General features: G+C 66.1%; 14 protein-coding genes. 5 read left to right on the forward strand and 9 right to left on the reverse strand.

Annotated features, from left to right (window positions below; translation table 11 throughout):
• Window positions 1-67: 67 nt before the first annotated feature.
• Both ACTIFF_RS16635 and ACTIFF_RS16640 read right to left on the reverse strand, forming a co-directional pair.
• On the reverse strand, window positions 68-2341 hold the full coding sequence (locus tag ACTIFF_RS16635) for an NADP-dependent malic enzyme (protein WP_439537838.1): 2274 nt from the start codon (window positions 2339-2341) through the stop codon (window positions 68-70).
• Between the two features lie 180 nt (window positions 2342-2521).
• Complete coding sequence (locus ACTIFF_RS16640; protein ID WP_439537839.1) at window positions 2522-3250, reverse strand: transglycosylase SLT domain-containing protein; 729 nt, start codon at window positions 3248-3250, stop codon at window positions 2522-2524.
• A gap of 515 nt (window positions 3251-3765) precedes the next feature.
• Here ACTIFF_RS16640 and ACTIFF_RS16645 point away from each other — a divergent pair.
• Entirely contained in the window at window positions 3766-4776 is a 1011-nt protein-coding gene (locus ACTIFF_RS16645; RefSeq protein WP_439537840.1) for a hypothetical protein, read from the forward strand.
• A gap of 866 nt (window positions 4777-5642) precedes the next feature.
• On the opposite strand, the gene ACTIFF_RS16650 is transcribed toward ACTIFF_RS16645, so the two are convergent.
• Entirely contained in the window at window positions 5643-7340 is a 1698-nt protein-coding gene (locus ACTIFF_RS16650; RefSeq protein WP_439537841.1) for a mechanosensitive ion channel family protein, read from the reverse strand.
• Window positions 7341-7693: 353 nt separating this feature from the next.
• Between ACTIFF_RS16650 and ACTIFF_RS16655 the strand changes: the two genes are divergently transcribed.
• Entirely contained in the window at window positions 7694-8443 is a 750-nt protein-coding gene (locus tag ACTIFF_RS16655) for a PEP-CTERM sorting domain-containing protein (protein WP_439537842.1), read from the forward strand.
• A 26-nt stretch (window positions 8444-8469) separates the two neighbouring features.
• Window positions 8470-10014 (forward strand): PQQ-dependent sugar dehydrogenase, encoded by a 1545-nt coding sequence (locus ACTIFF_RS16660; RefSeq protein WP_439537843.1) that lies wholly within the window; start codon window positions 8470-8472, stop codon window positions 10012-10014.
• Between the two features lie 36 nt (window positions 10015-10050).
• Here ACTIFF_RS16660 and asd read toward each other — a convergent pair whose 3' ends face one another.
• The 5 genes from asd to ACTIFF_RS16685 form a co-directional block, all read right to left on the reverse strand.
• Window positions 10051-10926, reverse strand: a complete 876-nt coding sequence (gene asd / locus ACTIFF_RS16665; protein ID WP_439537844.1) for an archaetidylserine decarboxylase — start codon at window positions 10924-10926, stop codon at window positions 10051-10053.
• 533 nt (window positions 10927-11459) lie between these two features.
• Complete coding sequence (locus ACTIFF_RS16670; protein WP_439537845.1) at window positions 11460-13556, reverse strand: autotransporter domain-containing protein; 2097 nt, start codon at window positions 13554-13556, stop codon at window positions 11460-11462.
• 306 nt (window positions 13557-13862) lie between these two features.
• Entirely contained in the window at window positions 13863-14120 is a 258-nt protein-coding gene (locus tag ACTIFF_RS16675) for a MoaD/ThiS family protein (protein WP_439537846.1), read from the reverse strand.
• Between the two features lie 22 nt (window positions 14121-14142).
• On the reverse strand, window positions 14143-15312 hold the full coding sequence (locus tag ACTIFF_RS16680; protein ID WP_439537847.1) for a WD40/YVTN/BNR-like repeat-containing protein: 1170 nt from the start codon (window positions 15310-15312) through the stop codon (window positions 14143-14145).
• Between the two features lie 151 nt (window positions 15313-15463).
• Window positions 15464-16525, reverse strand: a complete 1062-nt coding sequence (locus ACTIFF_RS16685; protein WP_439537848.1) for an extracellular catalytic domain type 1 short-chain-length polyhydroxyalkanoate depolymerase — start codon at window positions 16523-16525, stop codon at window positions 15464-15466.
• Window positions 16526-16894: 369 nt separating this feature from the next.
• On the opposite strand from ACTIFF_RS16685, the gene ACTIFF_RS16690 reads away from it, so the two are divergent.
• Together ACTIFF_RS16690 and trxC are read left to right on the forward strand one after the other, a co-directional pair.
• On the forward strand, window positions 16895-19627 hold the full coding sequence (locus ACTIFF_RS16690) for an autotransporter outer membrane beta-barrel domain-containing protein (protein WP_439537849.1): 2733 nt from the start codon (window positions 16895-16897) through the stop codon (window positions 19625-19627).
• 155 nt (window positions 19628-19782) lie between these two features.
• Window positions 19783-20202, forward strand: coding sequence for a thioredoxin TrxC (gene trxC / locus ACTIFF_RS16695; RefSeq protein ID WP_439537850.1), 420 nt, complete (start codon window positions 19783-19785; stop codon window positions 20200-20202).
• Between the two features lie 38 nt (window positions 20203-20240).
• On the opposite strand, the gene ACTIFF_RS16700 is transcribed toward trxC, so the two are convergent.
• Entirely contained in the window at window positions 20241-21029 is a 789-nt protein-coding gene (locus ACTIFF_RS16700; RefSeq protein WP_439537851.1) for a PEP-CTERM sorting domain-containing protein, read from the reverse strand.
• Window positions 21030-21116: the final 87 nt, after the last annotated feature.

Genomic DNA, 21116 nt, shown 5'->3' on the forward strand with positions numbered 1-21116 from the left:
AAGCCTCCCCTTCTGGCCGCATGCCGGTTCGAGCCGGCATGCGTGCGTCAGCGCACTGCGCGGGTCTTCAGCGTATCTGCCCCGCCTCGACCACGGTCAGTGCTGTCATGTTCACGATGCGCCGCACGGTGGCGGTCGGCGTGAGGATGTGCACCGGACGCTTGGCACCGAGCAGTATCGGGCCGATCGTCATGCCTTCTCCGGCTGCGGTCTTCAGCAGGTTGTAGGAAATGTTCGCCGCATCCAGCGTCGGGAAGATAAGCAGATTCGCTTCGTCCCGCAATCTGGAATTGGGGAAGATGCGCGTGCGGATGTCAATGTCGAGCGCTGCGTCGCCGTGCATTTCACCTTCGACTTCGAGGTGCGGGTGGTCGGCGTGCAGCATTTCCAGCGCGCGGCGCATCTTGTCGGCCGTCGGCGTGTTGTCGGACCCGAAGTTGGAATGCGACAACAGCGCAATCTTCGGCTCGATGCCGAAGCGACGCGCTTCCTCTGCAGCCAGCACGGTCATCTCGACCACCTGAGCCGCCGTCGGGTCGTAATTGACATAGGTGTCGCACAGCATGACGGTACGACCCGGCAGGTTCAGCAGATTCATTGCATAGAAGCTGCTCAGGCCGTCCTTGAGGCCCAGCACATTGCGCACGAACTGAAGGTGGCGCGTGAAGTGGCCGAAAGTGCCGCAGATCAGACCGTCGGCGTAGCCCAACCGGGTCAGCAGCGCGCCGATCAGCGTGGTGCGGCGGCGCGCTTCGAGCTTGGCGTAATCGACCGAGATGCCCTTGCGCTCGGTCAGGCTGTGATACAGCGTCCACAACTCCTTGTAGCGCGGGTCATTGTCCGGCGTGACCAGTTCGAAATCGACCTCGGGTCGCAGCCGCAGCCCCAGCTTCTGGATGCGTGACAGGACGACGTCACGGCGGCCGATCAGGATCGGTCGCGCCATGCCTTCGTCCACCACGTTGCGCACCGCGCTCAGCACGCGTTCGTCCTCGCCCTCCGCGTAGATGATGCGTTTCGGGTTGCGCTTGGCTTCGGCAAACACCGGCTTCATGACGAGGCCGGATATCCACACCAGGTTGTTCAGCTGCTGGCGATAGGCTTCGAAATCCTCGATCGGGCGCGTCGCCACGCCGGAATCCATCGCGGCTTGCGCCACGGCCGGCGCGATCTTCACGATGAGGCGCGGGTCGAAAGGCTTCGGAATCAGATATTCCGGCCCGAACGACAGCGGCTGCTCGCCGTAGGCGGCGCGCACGATTTCGCTTTGCTCGACCTGTGCCAGTTCGGCGATCGCCAGCACCGCGGCCAGCTTCATTTCCTCGGTGATCGTGGTCGCGCCGACATCGAGCGCACCGCGGAAGATGAAGGGGAAGCACAGCACGTTGTTGACCTGGTTCGGGTAGTCCGAACGTCCGGTCGCGATCACCGCATCGCTGCGCACCGACTTCACCTCTTCCGGCAGGATTTCCGGCGTCGGGTTGGCCAGCGCGAAAATCAGCGGGCGCGGTCCCATGCGCATCACCATGTCGGCCTTCAGCACTCCACCGGCCGACAGGCCCAGAAACACGTCGGCGTCGCCGATCACGTCGCCCAGCGTGCGCGCGTCGGTGACCTTGGCATAGCGCGCCTTCAGCGGCTCCATGTCTTCCTTGCGGCCTTCGTACACCACGCCCTTGATGTCGGTCACCCAGATGTTCTCGACCGGCATGCCGAGCAGCACCAGCAGGTCGAGGCAGGCCAGTGCGGCCGCGCCGGCACCGGACGTCACCAGTTTGACTTCGCGGATGTCCTTGCCGACCGCCTTGAGGCCATTGAGCACTGCGGCGCCGACGACGATCGCCGTGCCGTGCTGGTCGTCATGGAAGACCGGGATCTTCATCCGCTCGCGCAGCTTGCGCTCGATGTAGAAGCACTCCGGCGCCTTGATGTCTTCGAGGTTGATGCCGCCGAAGGTCGGTTCCATGCTGGCGATGATGTCGACCAGCTTGTCCGGGTCGCGCTCGTCGAGTTCGATGTCGAACACATCGATGTTGGCAAACTTCTTGAACAGCACCGCCTTGCCTTCCATCACCGGCTTGGCGGCGAGCGGACCGATCGGGCCGAGCCCGAGAACCGCCGTGCCGTTGGTGATGACGCCGATCAGGTTGCCGCGCGCCGTGAGCGAACTCACTTCAAGCGGGTTGGCAACGATCTCCTCGCACGCAGCGGCAACGCCCGGCGAGTAGGCGAGCGAGAGGTCCTGCTGATTGGTCAGCGCCTTGGTCGGTACGACGGAAATCTTGCCCGGACCGGGCTTGCGGTGGTAGTCCAGCGCGGCAGCGCGAATATGTTCGTCCATGATGAACAGCAAATCCTCCGATCGAGTGATACGACACGGCGGCCACGACTCACCTGGTGGGTGAGCATGGTGCAGTGCGAAAACTCAGGATTTTAGCTGTTCGGCGCGCGGCGCGGGCTGTGGTTTACCGTTGTCGGCCGCTTATCGAACTTCGGGCATGCGCCCGGGCAGGCGCACGCCTCAGATGGCGGCCTGTGCCGTCTGCATCGGCGGCGCGAACAGGCCCTGCAGGCGGCGGTACTCGTTCAGCACCTTGTTCGAGTAGACGAGATCCGGATCCTCGATCGAACCGACATAGCGCTGCAGACCGCCCTCCACCGATCCTGCCGAGCGGATGTACTCGCGCAGCACCTGCGCGCCGACATGGATGCTGATGCGCGGTTCGAGCAGCGTCGCGTCGGGCCCGTGCAGCGCAAGCTTCTCCGGGTGGAAGCGCGGGATGACCTGGGTCAGTCCCTGCGCACCCCACACGCTCTCGGCGGTGGGATTGAATGCCGACTCGACGGAGATCAGCGCCACCAGCAGCAGCGGATCGATCCGGTATTGCGTGGCCGCGGAATAGATATGCGGGATGTATTGCTCGACCGCGGCACGGGCCACGCGATGGCGCCGGGAAACCTGGTCGATCAGGGCCTTCTGCTGAGCGGACAGTTTCTGCCCGGACGCCGGTGCTTCGTCACGCGTCATGATGAAGTCGAGTGATGAAGGCGCGTTTCCGCTGGCCGGCTCGATGGCATTGATCAGCGAGAACTCGGGCAGCGACGGCATGATCTGCGGTGTCAGCCCTGCTTCCGATACGCGCAGTCCGATGAATACGCTGACCATCACACCGACTGCCAGCAGACCGCCATGGGCGAAGTGAACGACGATGGCGAGAACGCCCTTTAAAACCGAATACAGCTTGTTCATGCAGCACTCCTTTCGAACGTCCGCACGTCGCCTCGCAAGGAGGTGCGACGGATGTCTGAGGGATCCTTGTCAGGGATCGTTGCCGTGACGCGCGTCTGACACGCGTACAGGGGCTTTTCGATCGCATGATTCGCGGCATGGGGATATGCCGGAACATCTGGACAGTCTGATCAGCGCAAGGCGCTGTCGGACCACGTTGAAACGGCGGATGACGTTGTCGTGATGGACACTCATCCGGAGGGGCGACCAAGCAACCCGGCCGCGATAGTGCTGATTCAGCGGAGTTTCGTCAAGTAAAGCTTCGTAAAGCGAAATGTCGGCGGGCGCCGGCGCATGACGTTCAATCAGGAAAGGGCGGCCGCGAAACGGGCACCTGAAGGGGCAACCAAAGGGACGGGGGAAAGGCAGAAAAAAACCGTGGAGGCACGGGGGCCTCCACGCGAGCAGAACACACTCAGGACGGACGTGAGCCCGTCGGGAACGGCCATGCTGCAGCCGGATTCAACGATGACTTGATGCCCGGTGTGGCGGCCGTCGACGGCGTGGCCGGCGCAGGAGCAGCCGGCGCGGGCGCCGGGTCGGACGACTTCGAAACCACCTTGGTCGCAGCCGGTGCAGCCACCTTCTTCGCAGCGGGCTTCGCTGCCGGCTTGACCGCAGCCTTCGCGGGCGCAGCTTTCTTCACGGCGGGCTTTGCCGCCGGCTTGGCCGCAGCCTTTGCCGGTGCGGCCTTCGCGGGTGCAGCCTTCTTCGCAGCGGGCTTCGCTGCCGGCTTGGCCGCAGCCTTCGCCGGTGCAGCCTTCTTCGCAGCGGGCTTCGCCGCCGGCTTGGCCGCAGCCTTTGCCGGTGCAGCCTTCTTCGCAGCGGGCTTTGCCGCCGGCTTGGCCGCAGTCTTTGCCGGTGCAGCCTTCTTCGCAGCGGGCTTCGCCGCCGGCTTGGCCGCAGCCTTCGCCGGTGCCGCCTTCTTCGCAGCGGGCTTTGCCGCCGGCTTGGCCGCTGCCTTTGCCGGTGCCGCCTTCTTCGCAGCGGGCTTTGCCGCCGGCTTGGCCGCAGCCTTTGCCGGTGCCGCCTTCTTCGCCGCAGGTTTTGCCGCCGGCTTGGCCGCAGCCTTCACCGGTGCGGCCTTCTTCGCTGCAGGTTTCGCAGCAGCCTTACTCGGGGCACTCGCCTTCTTCGCCCCCTTCTTTGCGTCAGCTTCAGCCATGACTACTCTCCTCTGGATAACAGGAATTGACAGCACCTCAGCCCCTCCGGTGGCGGAAGGTCCGTTCACGACGGTGCGCACCCTGCGCATCGCCAGGAACACTTTTCGGTCGAAGCAGATCGCTCCGCATCGGCCTGCAGATCACCGATCCGCAGGGCACCCGGACGACGCATGCCGTCCGGGTGCCCGGTTCGTCATCGCATGCAGCCCGACGCTGCTTACGACATTCAAAAAGACTAATGAAGGCTGGATCGCCCCATACCGTGAATTCCTTCGCGTGTATCGACCTTCGCCATCGCCCGCAAACGCGCGGCGGCGATGATGTACCGCGTCGCCTCCACCTGCGCGATGCATGCGGAACCACATCGGCCGAGCCGGTGCGGACGGGACACACGCACGGGGCGACGACACGGCTGGAGGGCGGATGAAATGGCCGGATGCAATCGACCATGCGGGGTGATGCGCAAGAGGGAAGCGGTCGAATCCGTCGGAAACAGGCGACCCGGATCGCCGGACAGTGCGGCAACTGACAAGAGGCTTGAAGATTTCGTCACAAGGGACTGATTCATGGGCCGAAAGTATTACATAACCATCAGCTTTTAAAGCAACAATCCACACAAAAGTCCAGATTTTTTTCCGCCTTTTGACACACGTTCCGGACGCATATTCTTTCAGCATTGCCGCCAGCGCCCCGGACAGGCATCCGGAAACCTTTACCGGGCAAGGATCGCAGCACACTGGCAATTTTCCACGGCACATTCTGCGGACAATTTCCGGCGCAGTTGAAAGTGTTGCGAAGCTGCCATCGATCCGTGGAGCAGAACGGTACCCGTAGTGTGCTACCGCGTCCGCGTGACTAGATACAGCGTCTTGCATTCCTCGATTTTCTGACTGCAGCGACGCCGGCGAGTCGCACTGCGGGGCATCCGGCGCCGGCGGACCGGACGCGCGCAGACGCGAGTCCGGTCCGCCCGCCCTGCGAGTGCCCGCATCATGCGTCGATGATTGCGCTGCGCAGACGCTGCCGTCCCGCACGTCACCGACCGACAGCCATGTGATGACGATGATCACGACGCCGTCGAGTGCCGGCACGCATTGCGGATGGGCGATGGCACGCGGAAAGGCGCGGTTGAAGACAAGCGCCTTCCGATTGCCGGGCGCGCACGGCCGTACGCAGGAGACAGCCGGTCAGCCGCGTTCCGGTTCCTGCGGCGGCTGTGCCGGACTGGGCCACCATCCGGACTGCGGCACCACCTGCGGCGTCGGCGTATCGGCCATGTAGTGCGGCGACATGATCTGCACGCCGTACTCGTTGAACACGTCCTGGATGTTGCCGTGCAGCTGGTTCAGCGCTTCGGCGCGCCGCGCCGGCGCGCTCTTGTCGATCTGCGCGCACATCCTGTATTCGACATAGAAGTCGGACAGCGCAGTCTGCAGCACATAGGGCGACGGCGTCTGCGCGACACCCGGCGTGCGCCGCGCGGCTTCGAGCAGCATGGCATGCACCTGGCGCCAGGGCGTGGCGTAGCCGATGGTGACCGTCGTGTGTACGACAAACCGGCCATCGGTCACCAGGCGGGAGAAGTTGCGCACCGGCTGGCTGAACATGACCGCGTTCGGAATGCTCACCTCTTCGCCCATGCCGGTGTGTATCCGGGTCGCAAACAGGCCGATGTTCATCACCGTGCCTTCGGTGTCGCCGGCCTTCACGTATTCGCCCGGACGCAGCGAACGGGAATACATCAGGCTGAAACCCGACAGCACCTGGCCGACGATGCTGGAAGCACCGAGCGACAACATCAGGCCGGCCAGGACCGATACGCCCTTGAACGCTTCGCTGTGCGAACCGGGCAGATACGGATACGCCATCGCCAACGCAAAAAGCCAGATGATCAGATTGCCGAGGCGGCGGGTCGGCCCCGCGGTGTCAACGTCCAGACCGGCCACCCGGGCCTCGCCGCTTTCGACGCGCTCAAGCAGCGCACCGAGCGCCTTCGAACTGACGCGCGCCAGCAGGAAGATGAGCACCGCGATCACCAGTCCGGGGATCGCACCCGCAATGGCCCATGCAAACTGCGCGAGCACATCGAGCAGCCAGGCGGTCGATCGTTCGCCCCACGGGCGGGACCAGGCAAACTGGTGCAGCACGAAGGTGAGCCACGCATCGATCAGGAGCACGGCGGCGACCCAGCTCAATCCGCGCGACACGGCGCTCAGTACCCGGCGAGCGTGCTCGGCGTAGGCGGCAAGCAGGTCGCCGGCCGATCGGTCCTGCTGCCATGCGGCGAGACGCCGATCGAGCCGCTCCGCCAGTTTGCGACGCAGCCAGAACACGCCCTTGAGCAGCACCAGGGCGAGCAGCGTTGCACCGGCCGACCTGGCAAGCCCTTCACCGATGCGTCGCGCATCACCCTTTTCACGCACTTCGAGCACCGCTGCCTGCAGGCGACGCCGCACCTCTTCGGCCGCGGCATCGAACGACAGGCCGGAAGATGGCCCGACATCGTCAGCCACCAGATGGAACACCCGTTCGCCGTCGAACTTCAGGCTGGCGGTCGAGCCTTCGCGCAGCAACGTGATGGCCGCCGGACCTGCGCCGGCCAGCATGCGCTCCAGCGTTGCCTCGGCCTGCTGCGCGCGCACCGCCGGCGCATCGTCGAGCAGCGTGGCGCGGAAGGTCACGATGCGGCGTCGATTCACGAACAGCGTGCCGTCCTCGACGTCGATGCTGCCGCCGCGCGACACCTCGAACGCCGGGCGCACCGATCCGTCGACCGGAGCGGGCGGTGCATCCGTCGGCTGCGAAAACGTACCCGCCGAACAGGTCGCCGTACCGATCAGAACGAGCAGGCGCACGCAGCGGAATGCATTACGACGGGCGTTCACGCGCGTCTCCGGATCATGTCGATGATCGCGAGAATGCTGCATTCAAGGCGGGGCGTCCAATGCCTCGTCCGTCATTTCGTGTCGGCCTCAGCGGCACACGCTCGGCCCGAAATGCCGGGTTGCTTCGCGCCCGGGCACCCCCGCTACCGAGCGCGCCCGGGCGCTTCGCCCATGAAGCATGTCGACCCGCTTTACAGCGCCACACCGGCGCCTGGACACTGAGCACACGAATGAAATGTAAAACATTGATTCTTCGAGCTTCGTCGAGGCGTGCCCGGATCGGGAACGATTCATGCGTCGCTTTCATGGTGACCGGCCTTTGCGTCGGACCACCCACTGTGGAGGCACACCGGATGAGCAACTCGATCCTGCGCGGCGCACTCGGACTGCTGTTGGCGGTGCTGCATGCAACCGCCACTGCCGCACCGACACTCACCAACGGCGGCTTCGAATCCGGACTGGCGGGCTGGACGGTCGCTGACCAGGCCGGGGGCGACGGCACCTTCTTCATACAGTCCGGCACGCAGACGCCGCTGAGCGATCCGGCGTTTCCGGTCGCCGTTCCGGCGCCGCCCGAGGGCAGCAACGCCGCGATGACCGACGCCTTCGGTCCCGGCGCGCACCTGCTGTATCAGGATTTCGTCGCCAGCCCTGGCGTGGCGGTGCTGAATTTCGACCTGTTCATCCTGAATGGCGGGGGCGAATTCGAATCACCCGACAGCCTGCTGTTCGATCTGACCGACATCGTCGGCGAGAACACGCAGAACCAGCAGATCCGGGTGGACATCCTGCTGGTCAGCGCCCTGCTCGACCCGTTCAGCGTGGACCCGTCGGACGTGCTGGCCAACCTCTTCATCACCCTGCCCGGCGACGTACCGCCCGACGGCTACACGACGATCACGCACGACCTGACGTCGCTGATGGGCAGCCACGCCGGCCAGACCCTGCGCCTGCGTTTCGCGGAAACCGACAATCTCGGCCCGTTGAACCTGGGTGTCGACAACGTCCGCTTCGATGACCGCAACACGGTGCCCGAACCGGCGACGCTGCTGCTGGCGGCGGCTGCGCTGGCCGCACTGGCCGGCACGCTGCGCCGCCGCTGAAGCCCCCACCCTGAGGAGAGGTTCCGATGTCGCGCATCCTTCATGCAGTCCGTCAGTCCCTTTTTCAATCGTGGCTGCAGCCGGTCCGGATCGCCACCGCCTGTACGGTCTGCTGGCTCGCTCTGCCGCTGCAGGCCGACACCACGCCGGTCACGCTGCTCGATCCGACGCTGCAGGTGACGACCGCGCTGGGCAGCGGCATCACGCAGCCGATCGGCATCGTCTTCCTGGAAGACGCGGACAACTACTTCGTGCTGGAAAAGGCCAGCGGCCAGGTCAAGCGGGTGCTCGACGGCGCGCTCCAGGCCACACCGGTGCTCGATCTGGCAGTCAATTCAGCCAGCGAGCGGGGCTTGCTGAGCATGGCGTTCGACCGCAATTTCCCGTCCGTACCCTTCGTCTATGTGTTCTGGACCGAAAGCCAGTCCGGCACCGATTCGACGGTGATCAGCGACGTGCCGCTGCTGGGCAATCGCGTCGATCGATTCGTATGGACCGGCAGTACGCTCACGTTCGACCGCAACCTGATCCGACTGCGCGCCCGCCAGACGGACAACGTGCTGGTGCCCGGGCAGACCGGCGGTGCCAACCCGTCCGAGAACGGCAATCACAACGGTGGAGTGATCCGCACCGGCCTCGACGGCAAGGTCTATGTCTTCATGGGCGACCAGGGCCGTCGCGGGTGGACGCAGAACCTCGCCAACGGACCGTTCACCCGCGCCCCCCTCGTCGACGACACCTTCGGCGGACCGTCCATCGACGCGGCTCACCTGTCCGGCGTGGTGCTGCGGCTGAACGACGACGGCACGGCGCCGGCCGACAATCCGTTCTTCGCGGCTGGCGCATCCCTCGGCGGCGACGTCGGCGCCAACGTCCAGAAGCTCTTTTCCTATGGCCACCGCAACGGTTTCGGCATGGCGTTCGACCCGATCTCCGGCGCGCTGTGGCTGAGCGAAAACGCCGACGACGCCTATGCGGAAATGAATCGCGTGCCGCCCGGCATGAATGGCGGATGGGTACAGTTCGCCGGCCCGATCGGCCGCATCCGCGACTGGCGCACCATCGAGACGACCCAGTTCAACCAGTCCCTGCAGCAGGTGCGCTACCCGCCGACGCGGGCGGCCTACACGTCCGCCGCGGCGGCGTCCCGCCTCCTGATGCTGCCCGGCGCCTTCTACAAGGATCCTGAATTGAGCTGGCGCTACGAAATCGGTCCGTCCGGCCTGGCCTTCGTCGGCAACGATGCGCTGGGCGCGGCCTACAGCGGAACGCTGTGGTTCGGTTCGGCGCGTTCGTTCGGACAGGTCGGCGGCACCGGCGGCAACCTCTACCGCCTGAGATTGACCGCCTCACGGGACGCACTGGATCTCAGCGCCGACCCGAGGCTGGCCGACAAGGTCGCCGACAGTCTGTTCCGGTCACAGAAGTTCGAAGGCACGGAAAGCGAAACGATGGTGATCGGACGCGGCTTCGGCGTCACCGCCGCCATCGAACAGGGCCCGGACGGCAATCTGTATGTCGTGTCGCTGAGTGACAACCGCATCTACCGCATCAGCGCCGCGGGACCCTGATGACACCGGACGACAGGCGGCCCTGCCCGCCCGTCGTCAGCGCACGTGCGACATGTCGATGGCTTCGGCCATCGGCTCGCCCATGCGCACGCTGCAACCGGGCGTCCAGTCGGCGCGCGCGCGCAACACGTTCTTCGGGAACAGCATCACCACCGTCGAACCGAGCAGGAAGCGGCCCATCTCCTCGCCGCGCGCGAGCCGGATGTCCTGGTCGTCGTAGCGCCAGTCGCGCAGCGTGCCCGGGCGCGGCGGGTTGATCAGGCCATGCCACACGGTCTGCATGCTGCCGACCGCCATGGCGCCGACCAGCGTCAGCACGAACGGTCCGAACGCCGAATCGAACAGGCACACGACACGTTCGTTGCGCGCGAACAACGCGGGCACACCGGCCACCGTCGCCGGATTGACCGAATACAGCGTGCCCGGCACATGGATCATGCGCCGCAGCCGCCCGTCGCACGGCATGTGGATGCGGTGGTAGTCCTTCGGGCTCAGGTAGATCGAAATCGCCTCACCGCCCTCGAAAGGCGCCGCCAACGACGCGTCGCCGCCCACCAGCGCCTGCGCACTGTAGGCGTGCCCCTTCACCTGCAGGATGGTGGCGTCACGCAGCGTCACGCAGTCGATCACCGAGCCGTCGACCGGGCTCACGAAGGGCGCGTCGGCCAGCGGACGCACGCCGTCGCGCAGCGCGCGGGTGAAAAAATCGTTGAAGCAGGCGTAATGCGTCGGGTCCGGATCGGCGGCCTCGCTCATGTCCACGCCGTACTTGCGGATGAACCACGGGATGATGCCGCGCGTCCATGGCGCGCGCGAGTTGGCGACGAACTGGGCGAACCGGGTCAGCGCCTGCTTCGGCAAAACATGCTGCAACTGGACAAAAAGTCGATCGTGAAGATCAGAAGACGACATCGGACAGTCTCGTGAAGGGGCTCTCGCGCGCCTGGACGCCCTGCGCCATGCGATGCACAACAGCGTCCGACGGCCCGCCGCCGCGCGTTCAGCGGCGTATGACCGGGTAGTGGCGCGGAGCAGATGGCTCGCCAACGGCGAGCGCCCCGGATTTTCGGTCCCGCATATTAATGGAAGCGATCGGCGAGGGCACGGCGTTCGCGCGGCCGCGGACGCCGCGGGCCGGTCACGAAGGCGCCGTGCGCGACGGTGGGAGCGGGCCGGGCAATCCGGCGCAGCTCGTCAGGCGTCGTATTCCGGGGACGCAGTGCGCCGATGACAGGCCCCCGCGCACGATCGATCCGCGCTGTCCACGCGTACGGAACGTGCGACTTCAGCCGCGAATCTGCCCCGCCTGGGGCGCGCGCCGTCCGGGCAGCGCAGCGGATCCGTCGGCGATGCCGAGCGCACGCAGGCGACCGGTCTGGCGGAGCACGTCGCGACACTCCGGACGGTCGATCGCCACGACGACGACCGTCAGACGGATATCGCCGTCAGAAAACGTAGCTTGCGACGAGCGCCACCTGATGCGACGAGAACTTGCTCTGATTCCACTTGTAGTCGTAGAGCCCCTTGACCGTCCAGGCATTGTCGACGCAGTTGCATGATCGGTAGGAGACGCCTGCGCCGACATTGAACAGATCACGGTCCTGCTCGATGCCTTCAACCTTGAAACGCGAACCGCCACCGGTGAAAGCTGCGGTCTGCTCTGTTGTCGTTGACGCAAAGTCGTGCAGCCATTTGACGTGCACCTCCGGGTAGACATTGCCGTTGCCTGCCTGGATGCGCTGCTCTGCCTTGACACCCAGGCTCGATTGAACGATGTCGTAGTCCTGACTGTTCACCCGCAGATTGACGTCGCCGGCACCGGTTTCCGAATAGCTGTCGACATGGATACGTGACGTCTGCAAGGCTGCAAGCGGCGTGATGGTGGCGGTATTGAAGAAGAAGTGATGGCCTGCACTGACGATGGCCGAGTAATGGTGGCCCTTGTAGTCGGCGCTCGCCGTGCGGCTGATGCCGGGAAAGACGATGGAGCGCGAGCCGTCATACCTGTCGACTCCCGCTGACAAGGCGCCCCGGACGAACCACGGGCCCGGCGCGTGGTTGAGATAAGCCGTCAGATGATAGGCATCCAGCTTCGTCTGGCCGACCGAATTGTTGTCATCGATCTTTGCGTTGGCATAACCGCCGCCGAGGCCGACGCGGGTTTCAGCGTTCAACGGGATGTCGTAGGCGAGCATCAGGCCGAAGGTTTCGGTCTTGTATCCGCTCATTTCGTCGACGTCGCGCTGACGACCGACATTGCCGAAGCCTTTGCCCCACCAGTTGCCCTGCTTTTCGAGATCCTTGCACTGAGCCGTATTCGCGGGCGCTGACGTCGTGCGTTGCTGTTCGCAAACGTCCTGCATTTCATTCACGCGCCCCATCCACAGGTCATCGAACAGCTGTGCTGTCTGACCGGCAACCCGGGGTGCCGCGAGCTGGGTGACACCGGGGGCCAGCTGTGCCAGCGCATTGTTGATCCCCGCTGAGTTCGGAAGCGCGGCAATCGCATCCTGAACGACCAGCAAATCTGAATTCGCAGGCGCATTCACATCCAGTATGGGCGATATCGCAAGCGCTCCGGGCGCAGTGACCAGGGTGCCCAGTGGCGCCACGCCGGTCAGGCGGATGTTCACGTCCCCGGTGACCGTCGGCAAGCCGGCAAACGTATAGCGCGGGTTGTTGTTGATGACGGACACAACAGCGCCGACCGTGCCGGCCGGGGCATCGACGATCTTGTATGTGGTCCCGTTCGTGAGGGCCCCCGTCACGGTCGGAATCACCGTCACGCCACCCGCATTGATATTCGACGTATCGACCGCGATCTTTCCGAATACCGCATCGCTGAGCATGGTCGTCCGGATCACGCCCCCGGCGTTGGTGGTCAGCGCGCCGGTGATGACGAGGGTATTCTCGTTGAGGTTGAATCCCTGCGCCTGAACGGCGCCGGTCACGGCGGCATTTCCGCCCACCACGTTGATCTGCCTCAGCCCGCTGGCGCCGCCTATCGCACCCGTTACGCTGCTTCCGCCATTCAGCGTCAGGGTTCCGGTGTTCGCGGTATTGGTGGTGATGGCGCCGGTCAGCGCGCGGCCGGCACCCAGATTGATGAAACCATCATCGGCAAAGACGGGCGCCCCGGTCACGTCGCCATTGAAGTTCAGTGTTCCGGTTCCGCTGACATTGATGGTCGTTGAAAAAACCGGGCCATTGAAGTCCACCGCCGTTCCGGCGACGCCAGCGCTGACGTTGAGAAAGCTGTTTCCGATGGTGCCGGTGGCACCCGTGACCGTCGAGTTACCCAGAAACAGGATAGTGCCCTGATTGTTGTTGGCCGTCGTAAAGGCGCCACCAAGGTCATTATTTGTATTGATGTTCTGGTTGTTGGCGACGGTCAGGCTCGCGTTGCCCGTCGTATCGACGCCGTTCAGCACACCTTCTGCCCCCACGACACCGGGCAGGGCCACAGCCTCCCGGGCCATGCCATGCGGTGCCCAAGTGGCCAGCGCAGCCAGCACGGATGCAGAGAGAAGATTGATTTTCATGGAGTATTTGTCACAGGTAGAAGAGCGGCTCGGGAAGCCAGGACGCTTCTCAAGCCGCGAAGGAGTCTGGGCAGGCTCGAAAGAGCGCAGTACCCGCGCTGGCATTACGGGGTCGGGTGGAGCAGACAATCCGACCGGTGTCCGATTCGCCTGGCAGGCTGGGGCTTGGACGTCGACACGTATGTGCGCTGGCAAACACGAATCCGGGTTTGACTCGGCTCGAATCCGCTCACGACGGCGATGAGCGCGTGCCGATTCCTCGCAACGTGCGCGATGCATTGCCAGCGGGCGCGGGACGCACCGGATTCAGCCGCCGCTGAGTGCCTGCACGATGATCAGCTCGCCGTCGGCGCGCAGCGGCTGCGCGAGGTCAAGTACCTGTTCGCCGTCAAAGAAGATGCGGATGTGGCGGCGGATGCGGCCCTGTTCGTCGACCATGCGGAAGCGGATGCCGGGGTACTGGCGATCGAGCGCGTCGAGCACCTCGGCCAGCGTGGCACCGGACGCCTCGGCATGAGCGCTTTCGGTGTAGGTGCGCAGGGCGCTCGGGATCAGCACCTTCATCGGACAGCTTTCCTTGCAGCGGTCACGGCGCGGGCCGTTCCGCCACCTCGACCGCATAGATGTCGGGCAGGTGCTGCGCAATGCAGGTCCAGTGCGCGCCCTCGTCGGGACTGGCCCACAGTTCGCCGCTGGTGGTGCCGAAATACAGGCCGATCATGTCCTGGCTGTCGGCCGTCATGGCCTGGCGCTTCACCGTCCACCACGCCTGAGCCGTCGGCAGGCCTGCATCGAGGCGTTGCCAGCTCGCACCGGCGTCGCGCGTGACATACACGGCGGGCCGTCCGTCCGGACTGGTGCGCGGCCACACCGATGTGCCGTCCATCGGAAACACCCAGGCGGTGTCGGCGTTGCGCGCGTGCGCCACCATCGGAAAGCCGATCTCGCCGACCTCGGGCGGCATCGTGTCGCCGATCTTGCGCCAGCGCGTGTCCGGCCGGTCGAGCCGGTAGATGCCGCAGTGATTCTGCTGGTACAGCCGGTCCGGGTTGGTCGGACACAGCCGCACGCAGTGCGGGTCGTGGAAGCTGGGTTGCGAGGCGTCGAAACCTTCGACCACGTCGAGGCCATCGATCAGCGGCGCGAAGCTGCGGCCACCATCGAGCGATTCATGCACGCCGCCGCCCGACATCGCGAAATACAGATGCGCCGGGTCGCGCGGGTCGACGATGATGGAATGCAGCTTGGGCCCGTCGGGTGTGCCGTCCTGCGCCGTACCCATCCATTTCAGGTAGTCCGGATGGTCGTTGATGCAGGAAAACGGCATCCAGCTGATGCCGCCGTCGTCCGACCAGAACAGGCCCTGGGGCGAGGTGCCGGCGTACCACACGCCCGGTTCGATCGCCGGGCCGGGCGCGAGCCAGAAAGTGTGGTCGACGCTGCGCCCGGCGCCGTCCTCGGCGCGGGCGAACGCCGGCGGCCGGGCCGCTTCGGTCCAGTGGGCACCGAAATCGGTCGATCGGAAAATCGTCGGCCCCAGGTGACCGGTTTTCGCGGCAGCCAGCAGCGTGCGGCCGTCGCGCGGATCGAGCACCACATGGCTGATGACGTGACCGAGAAAGTGCGGCCCGTCGGTGCGCCAGCTGCCGCGCGCCGGGTCGCCGTGATAGAACCACGCGCCCTTGCGGGTCGCCACCAGCAAGGTGACCTGACGCGTCGGGCCGGACGGCTGAAGGCGGGTGTTTTCGGATGACATGATGTGCTCCTCGTGCAGGCGTGACGCCGATGCCGGGTCGACGAACGACGGCTCCCGATTTCGACAGTGTCCGCAGCGCCTGACCGGATCATCCGCCGGACGGGGCGCGTTCGGGAAGCCCGCACGGCATCGGGTTGCGCTGCAACCCGCCTCAGGATTTGAACTGCCGGGCGACAAACGCCCACACCATGCGCGACGCATCGGGGCCCTTCGCATCGCCATAAGGTTCGCTTGCAGCGCCCCCGCTCCACGCATGCGCGAGCCCGGCGATGCCGATCTGCGTGACCACGGTGCGGCCACGCAGCCGGAAATCGGTCACTGTCATCGGGTGCCGCTTGCCGCGCTGCACGGTACGCGCCGCCACCGCAGAGGCCCCCGCAGCTTCGGCCCACAGTTGCGCGGCGGAATCGCCATTGCCCGGCGCGACCACCACGTCGCGTCCGCCGTGGATCACCAGCAGCGGTGGCAGATCGACCGCCGGTGTCATCGGCGCAGCCGGCAATGCCCCTGCCGGACGCCGCCCGCGCATGGCGCCGAGTGCGCTCAGCGTCGAATGCGCGCTGCCCGGCGGCACGCCCGAATGCATCACCAGCGCGCGGAATCGTGCCGGGTGCCGCGTGACCAGCAGCGCCGCCATGCTGGCGCCGGCCGACAGACCCGCCACGGCGACCCGCTCTCGATCGGCCGGATAGAGCGTGCAGACCTGATCGATGGCGGCCATGATCAGCGCGACTTCGCCCCAGGCACGGCCGGATCGGGTATCGAACCAGTTCCAGCAGCCCTGTGCATTGGCCAGCCGCTCCTGTTCCGGATACAGCACCAGAAAGCCCTCGCGTGCCGCGATGCGGTTCATCCGCGTGCTGTCGGCAAAACCCTTCGCGTCCTGCCCGCAGCCGTGCAGCATCACGAGCAGCGGCACCCGCTCGCCAGGACGGATGCCAGCCGGGCGGTAAAGACGGTAACGGCGGGCACCCGCGGGGCCGATCGCCACGCCTGGCAGCCACTGGCCTGCCTTGACTGCCGCTGGGGTGCCGGGCGCCTTGGCCCGGGTGCGCCCGCGCACGGCGGGCTTCACGAGTGCGACTTTCGGCGTGACCGCCTTGAGCGCACGCCGCGTGGCCGGCAGTGCCGAGCGCAGCGCCGAGCGCTGCAAGGTCGCCAGACTGCGCGTCATGCTTCGGGTGAAGATCGAGGTCCAGCTGCGTTTGGCCATCCGTTCGGGTCCGTATACCTGCTTGCCATGGGGTGGCGCCGCATTCCGCATATATCTATGCAGGCACGGCCCTCCATCTGCTTGTACAGCATGTATGCGCAGCCGCACCGGAACATTGCAGCGGCTCACACCTTTGCCGCACGACGTGGCTGAAACGGCACGGACCGCACGGCACACCGCAGACGCGGCGCCTGCTTCAGCCGGAACAGCGCGTCTTTCAGGCGTCTGATCCCACAGACAGCGGTCGAAGATGCGCGCATGATCGGCCGCGCATCACGGCATTCCGGCCATGCCGCCCTTGCCCCAACCTTCCTCCAACACTGCAAAGCTCGACGCGATTCGCCGGGTTTCACGAAAGTCAGGTGTCGAGTGCTTCACCACAGTTTCAAGGCCCGGGCCGCGCGCTGGACCGCATCCGCCGCATTCGTGCTGTGCACCGCATTTCCCGCGGGCCGCGCCATCGCCGCCTGCAACGGCGGCGTCACGGTCACGTCGGCCATCGTGATCAGTGCGAACTGCGACGGTGGCAGCACCACGCCTCTGCGCATGAACACCGGCGCGAACGTGACGATCAATTCCGGCGTGACCGTTTCGAACAATTCCGGCAGCGGACGCAACGGCGATCCGGTGTCAGTGCTGTCCACCAGCGCATCCGCCACGCTGACCAACAACGGCAGCATCTACACCGCCGCGCAGTGGGGGGTCACGAACAACGGCACGCTCGACGCGCTGATCAATACCGGCACGATCGCCTCCGGCGTCCGGCGCGCCATCGTGAACAACGGCGGCACCATCGGCACGATCACCAATACCGGCACCGTGACCGGACCGTTCGCCGACATCACGGCCTCGGGCGGCAGCATCGGCACCCTCAACAACCTGCAGGGTGCCGGCAACGCGGGGGGCGCGCTGACCTATGCCGGCGACCTGCCGACCCGCTACAACATCATCATCAACGGGCCCGCCACCTATGGCGTGCTGGCCGGTGCGGGCGTGGTCGGCGCCACGACATTCGGCATCCACGGCACGTCGACCGTCGCCACCGGCACCTATTCCGGCGTGCTGACCGGGCTTGGCGCCGGCAACCTCGGCGGTGCGACCAGCGGCAACTTCGGCGGCTTGAGCTGGACGCTGAATCTCGCCTCCGGCAGCAGTACCGTGTGGGATCTGGTGTTCGCACCGGCGGCCAGCGACATCACGAGCGGCGGCAGCTTCGCGCTCGACAGCGTCGGGGTCACGACCAATCCGGTGTTCGATGGCGGCACATTGACGCTTGCGCCGGACGACGCATCCGCCCGGGCGTTCACCGTGAACGCCAGCGGCGGCACCCTCACCACGCCGAGCGGCGGCAGCGCCACACTGTCGGGCGTGTTGTCCGGCGCCGGCGGTCTGACCGTCAACGGCAGCGGCCGACTCACGCTGTCCGGCCTGAACACCTACGCCGGCGGCACGACCATTGCGTCGGGTACGGTCGCGATCGACGGCGATTCGGCACTCGGCAGCGGCGCGGTATTCGTGGCACCGGGCGCCATGCTGATGGGCACCGGCACGATAGACGGCCCGGTCACCGTCGCCGGCACCTTCAAACCCGGCAACTCGCCCGGTTTCATCGCCGTGAACGCGACGGTCACGCAGACTGCCGGCAGCACCTATCAGCAGGACATCGCCGGCACCGTGCCGGCGGCGGGCACCACGCCCGCCGGATCGACCGGTTTCTACAGCGTCCTCGACATCACCGGCGGGCAGTTCGTCATCCAGCCCGGCGCCACGCTGACGCCGCAGCTGCTGAACCTGTTCACGCCGGCCGAGCCCGGGTTCGGCAGCGCGCCGCATGTGCCCGCGCTCGGCGAGCGCTTCCGCATCATCACCGCCGACGGCGGCATCAACGGCCGCTTCACGACGCTGGCCCAGCCGGCCGGCCTGGCCGCCGGCACGCAGTTCGCCGCCTTCTACGACATGGCCGGCAGCCGGAGCATCGACCTGCTGGTGATCCCCTTGTCCTACCGCACCGCACTGGCTGACGGCAACGCGAATGCGTGGTCGGCGGCCGACGCGCTCGACCGGCTGGTCGAACTGAATCTGGCCGGCACGGCGGGGGCGGCGCAAACCACCGTGCTGCAGGCGGCCGCGACGCAGGGGGCCGCCACGCTGCCGTCGTTCGCGCGTGCGCTGGCCGGCGAAATACACGGCGCCAGCCTGGCGGTCGTTCCACAGACCACGCTGCGCCTGCAGCAGGCGGTGATGGCACAACTGGGCAGCGCCACCGGGGTGCGCAGCAAGGCGTGGGGCGAAATCGCCTACCAGCGCGGCGATCGATCCGGCGACGACACGGCCGGCGGCTTTTCCAGCCACCTGTATCAGCTGGCTTTCGGGGCCGACACGCACACCACCGACGGCCGCACGCTGGGCACCGGCTTCGCGCTGTCGACCACCCGGGTATCCGCCCGCTCGGGCTCCGGAACGGTTCAGCAGGGCACGCTCTTCGTATACGGACAGCGTCCGGTCAGCGAATGGATGCTCGACGGCATGGCCAGCTTCGGCCTGAATTCGACCGACAGCACCCGCAACGATCCGCTCGGCAGCGCCACGGCGCTCGACGCGAACGACATCCACGGCCGCGATGCGCTGGTCAGCCTGGGTATCGGCCGTGCCCACGATGTCGCGACCGGCCGCGTCACACCGTACGCCCGCCTGACCTGGCAGCACGTTCGGCAGTCCGCGTTCAACGAGGGCGACAGCGCTGCCGCGCTGGGCATGCGCCGCTTCAGCGAGGACGGCCTGCGCGCGATGCTGGGGGTGACGCTTGCCTCCGCGCCGACCTTCGCGACCACCGACCCAGCGGCACAGCGCTTCAGCTACCGCGCCCACCTGGGCGTCGGGGCCGACACGTCGGACCTGCTCCAGCCGCGCCTGAACACCACGCTGGCGGGCATCGCGATGACCTTGCGTACGCCCGACGTCGGGTCGACCTTCGTGCAGGCCGGTGTCTCCGCCACCGCCCGGGTCGCCGCCGATACCGTGGTGCAACTGGGCCTGTCCGGCGAAGTCCGGCAGGGTGCGGCGCTGGGCAATGTCAATCTGGACGTGATCGTCCGTTTCTGACGCACGCGCTGCCTGCAGCGCGCAGGCAACGGTTGTTTTCGCTCGATTCCGCCTCATCTATCGCAGCAATCGGCGCTCCGGCCAACCGGCGCGTCGGGGCACGAACTTGAATGCCCTCAGGCTCGTGCGCCTGCTGTCCCTGGAGGAATCGAACCATGCTCATCGTGTGCCCGCACTGCAGCACGACCAACCGCGTCGCGGACGAGCGCCTCGACGATCAGCCGGTGTGCGCGCGCTGCAAGCAGCCGCTGCTGGCGGCGGATCCGTTCGCGCTGAACGACCAGACATTCACCCGTTTTGTGCACACCACGGAGTTGCCGGTCGTGGTGGATTTCTGGGCCGACTGGTGCGGTCCGTGCAAGGTCATGGCGCCGCAGTACGCAGCGGCGGCGGCGCAACTGCCCCGCGTGCGCTTTGCCAAGGTCGACACCGAAGTGGCGCGAAACACGGCCGCGCAGTTCCAGATCCGCAGCATTCCCACGCTGGTGCTGTTGCGTGGCGGCCAGGAGGTCGCGCGCAGATCCGGTGCGATGAGCGCCGCGGATCTGCTGCGCTGGGTCAAGGCGAATACCTGAGCTTGCCGTCAGCCTGCGCGCCTGCAGCAACGCTGCACTCAGACGCGCGCTGCCATACCCTGACGACGCCGCGCCATCGCGCCGACGGCGACGAGACCGGCCAGCATCAGCCCCCAGGTCTGCGGCTCGGGGATCGCCGCGACCACGACGCGCGTGAATTCGGCGCCCTGTGCGATCGCACCCAGGTCGATGGTTTCGTAGATGAACTCACCGTTCGCGTCGTAGCCGGAAATGCCCAACGTCAGGCCGGTGGCGAAGAAGCTGTAAGACCCCGGTGCGGCGCCACCTGCGCTCGGCGTGAACTGCGCGAACACGTAGTCGACCGATTCGCCGGGCTGCAGCGTGATGTCGCCGCGGTCGTTGATCGACGGCTTGCCGTCCTGGGATTCGAGGAAGAAGCTGTAGGTCCAGTTCGACGTATCGTTATTGCAGCCACCCGAGAAGGTGTCGGAGCAGACGAAATAGGTGTTGAGTCCGACGCTGCTGATTTCTGCGAACGGAAAGGTGGTGACTTGCTCCACCCCACCTTCGTCGTTCGGGACCCACTGCGTGATGCCCGCGTTTTCGGGCGTCAGCCCCGGTACGGAGCCGCCCTCGATGATCAGCGGCAGCGATTCGGGGTGCAGCGTGAACCTGACCCACACATCCACCGTCTCGTTCGGCGACACCTCGGCGTAGGGCTGGATGAAGATCATCGAGCCGAACGGATACACGAAGGGTTCAACCGGGTCGGCGACCTCCTGGGCATACGCTGTGCCGGCGCACAGCAAGGTGGTCAGCGCGAAGGCCTTCTTCAGTCGTGAGCAGTTCATTGCATCGATATCCATGAAAGGTGGCGCCGGACGGCTACGAAACCCCAACAGGCCGTAGCAATCATCGGTCCACGCCATGCCGTCCCGGCGAACATCGGCGCG

This window comes from Methyloversatilis sp. (assembly GCF_051861465.1).
Lineage (GTDB): Bacteria > Pseudomonadota > Gammaproteobacteria > Burkholderiales > Rhodocyclaceae > Methyloversatilis.

Coding starts and splice junctions, on each gene's coding strand:
- ACTIFF_RS16635 (WP_439537838.1), bottom strand. CDS start 2,341: ATGGACGAACATATTCGCGCTGCCGCGCTGGACTACCACCGCAAGCCC.
- ACTIFF_RS16685 (WP_439537848.1), bottom strand. CDS start 16,525: ATGGCCAAACGCAGCTGGACCTCGATCTTCACCCGAAGCATGACGCGC.
- ACTIFF_RS16660 (WP_439537843.1), top strand. CDS start 8,470: ATGTCGCGCATCCTTCATGCAGTCCGTCAGTCCCTTTTTCAATCGTGG.
- ACTIFF_RS16640 (WP_439537839.1), bottom strand. CDS start 3,250: ATGAACAAGCTGTATTCGGTTTTAAAGGGCGTTCTCGCCATCGTCGTT.
- trxC (WP_439537850.1), top strand. CDS start 19,783: ATGCTCATCGTGTGCCCGCACTGCAGCACGACCAACCGCGTCGCGGAC.
- ACTIFF_RS16645 (WP_439537840.1), top strand. CDS start 3,766: ATGCCCGGTGTGGCGGCCGTCGACGGCGTGGCCGGCGCAGGAGCAGCC.
- ACTIFF_RS16655 (WP_439537842.1), top strand. CDS start 7,694: ATGAGCAACTCGATCCTGCGCGGCGCACTCGGACTGCTGTTGGCGGTG.
- ACTIFF_RS16675 (WP_439537846.1), bottom strand. CDS start 14,120: ATGAAGGTGCTGATCCCGAGCGCCCTGCGCACCTACACCGAAAGCGCT.
- ACTIFF_RS16670 (WP_439537845.1), bottom strand. CDS start 13,556: ATGAAAATCAATCTTCTCTCTGCATCCGTGCTGGCTGCGCTGGCCACT.
- ACTIFF_RS16700 (WP_439537851.1), bottom strand. CDS start 21,029: ATGGATATCGATGCAATGAACTGCTCACGACTGAAGAAGGCCTTCGCG.
- ACTIFF_RS16680 (WP_439537847.1), bottom strand. CDS start 15,312: ATGTCATCCGAAAACACCCGCCTTCAGCCGTCCGGCCCGACGCGTCAG.
- asd (WP_439537844.1), bottom strand. CDS start 10,926: ATGTCGTCTTCTGATCTTCACGATCGACTTTTTGTCCAGTTGCAGCAT.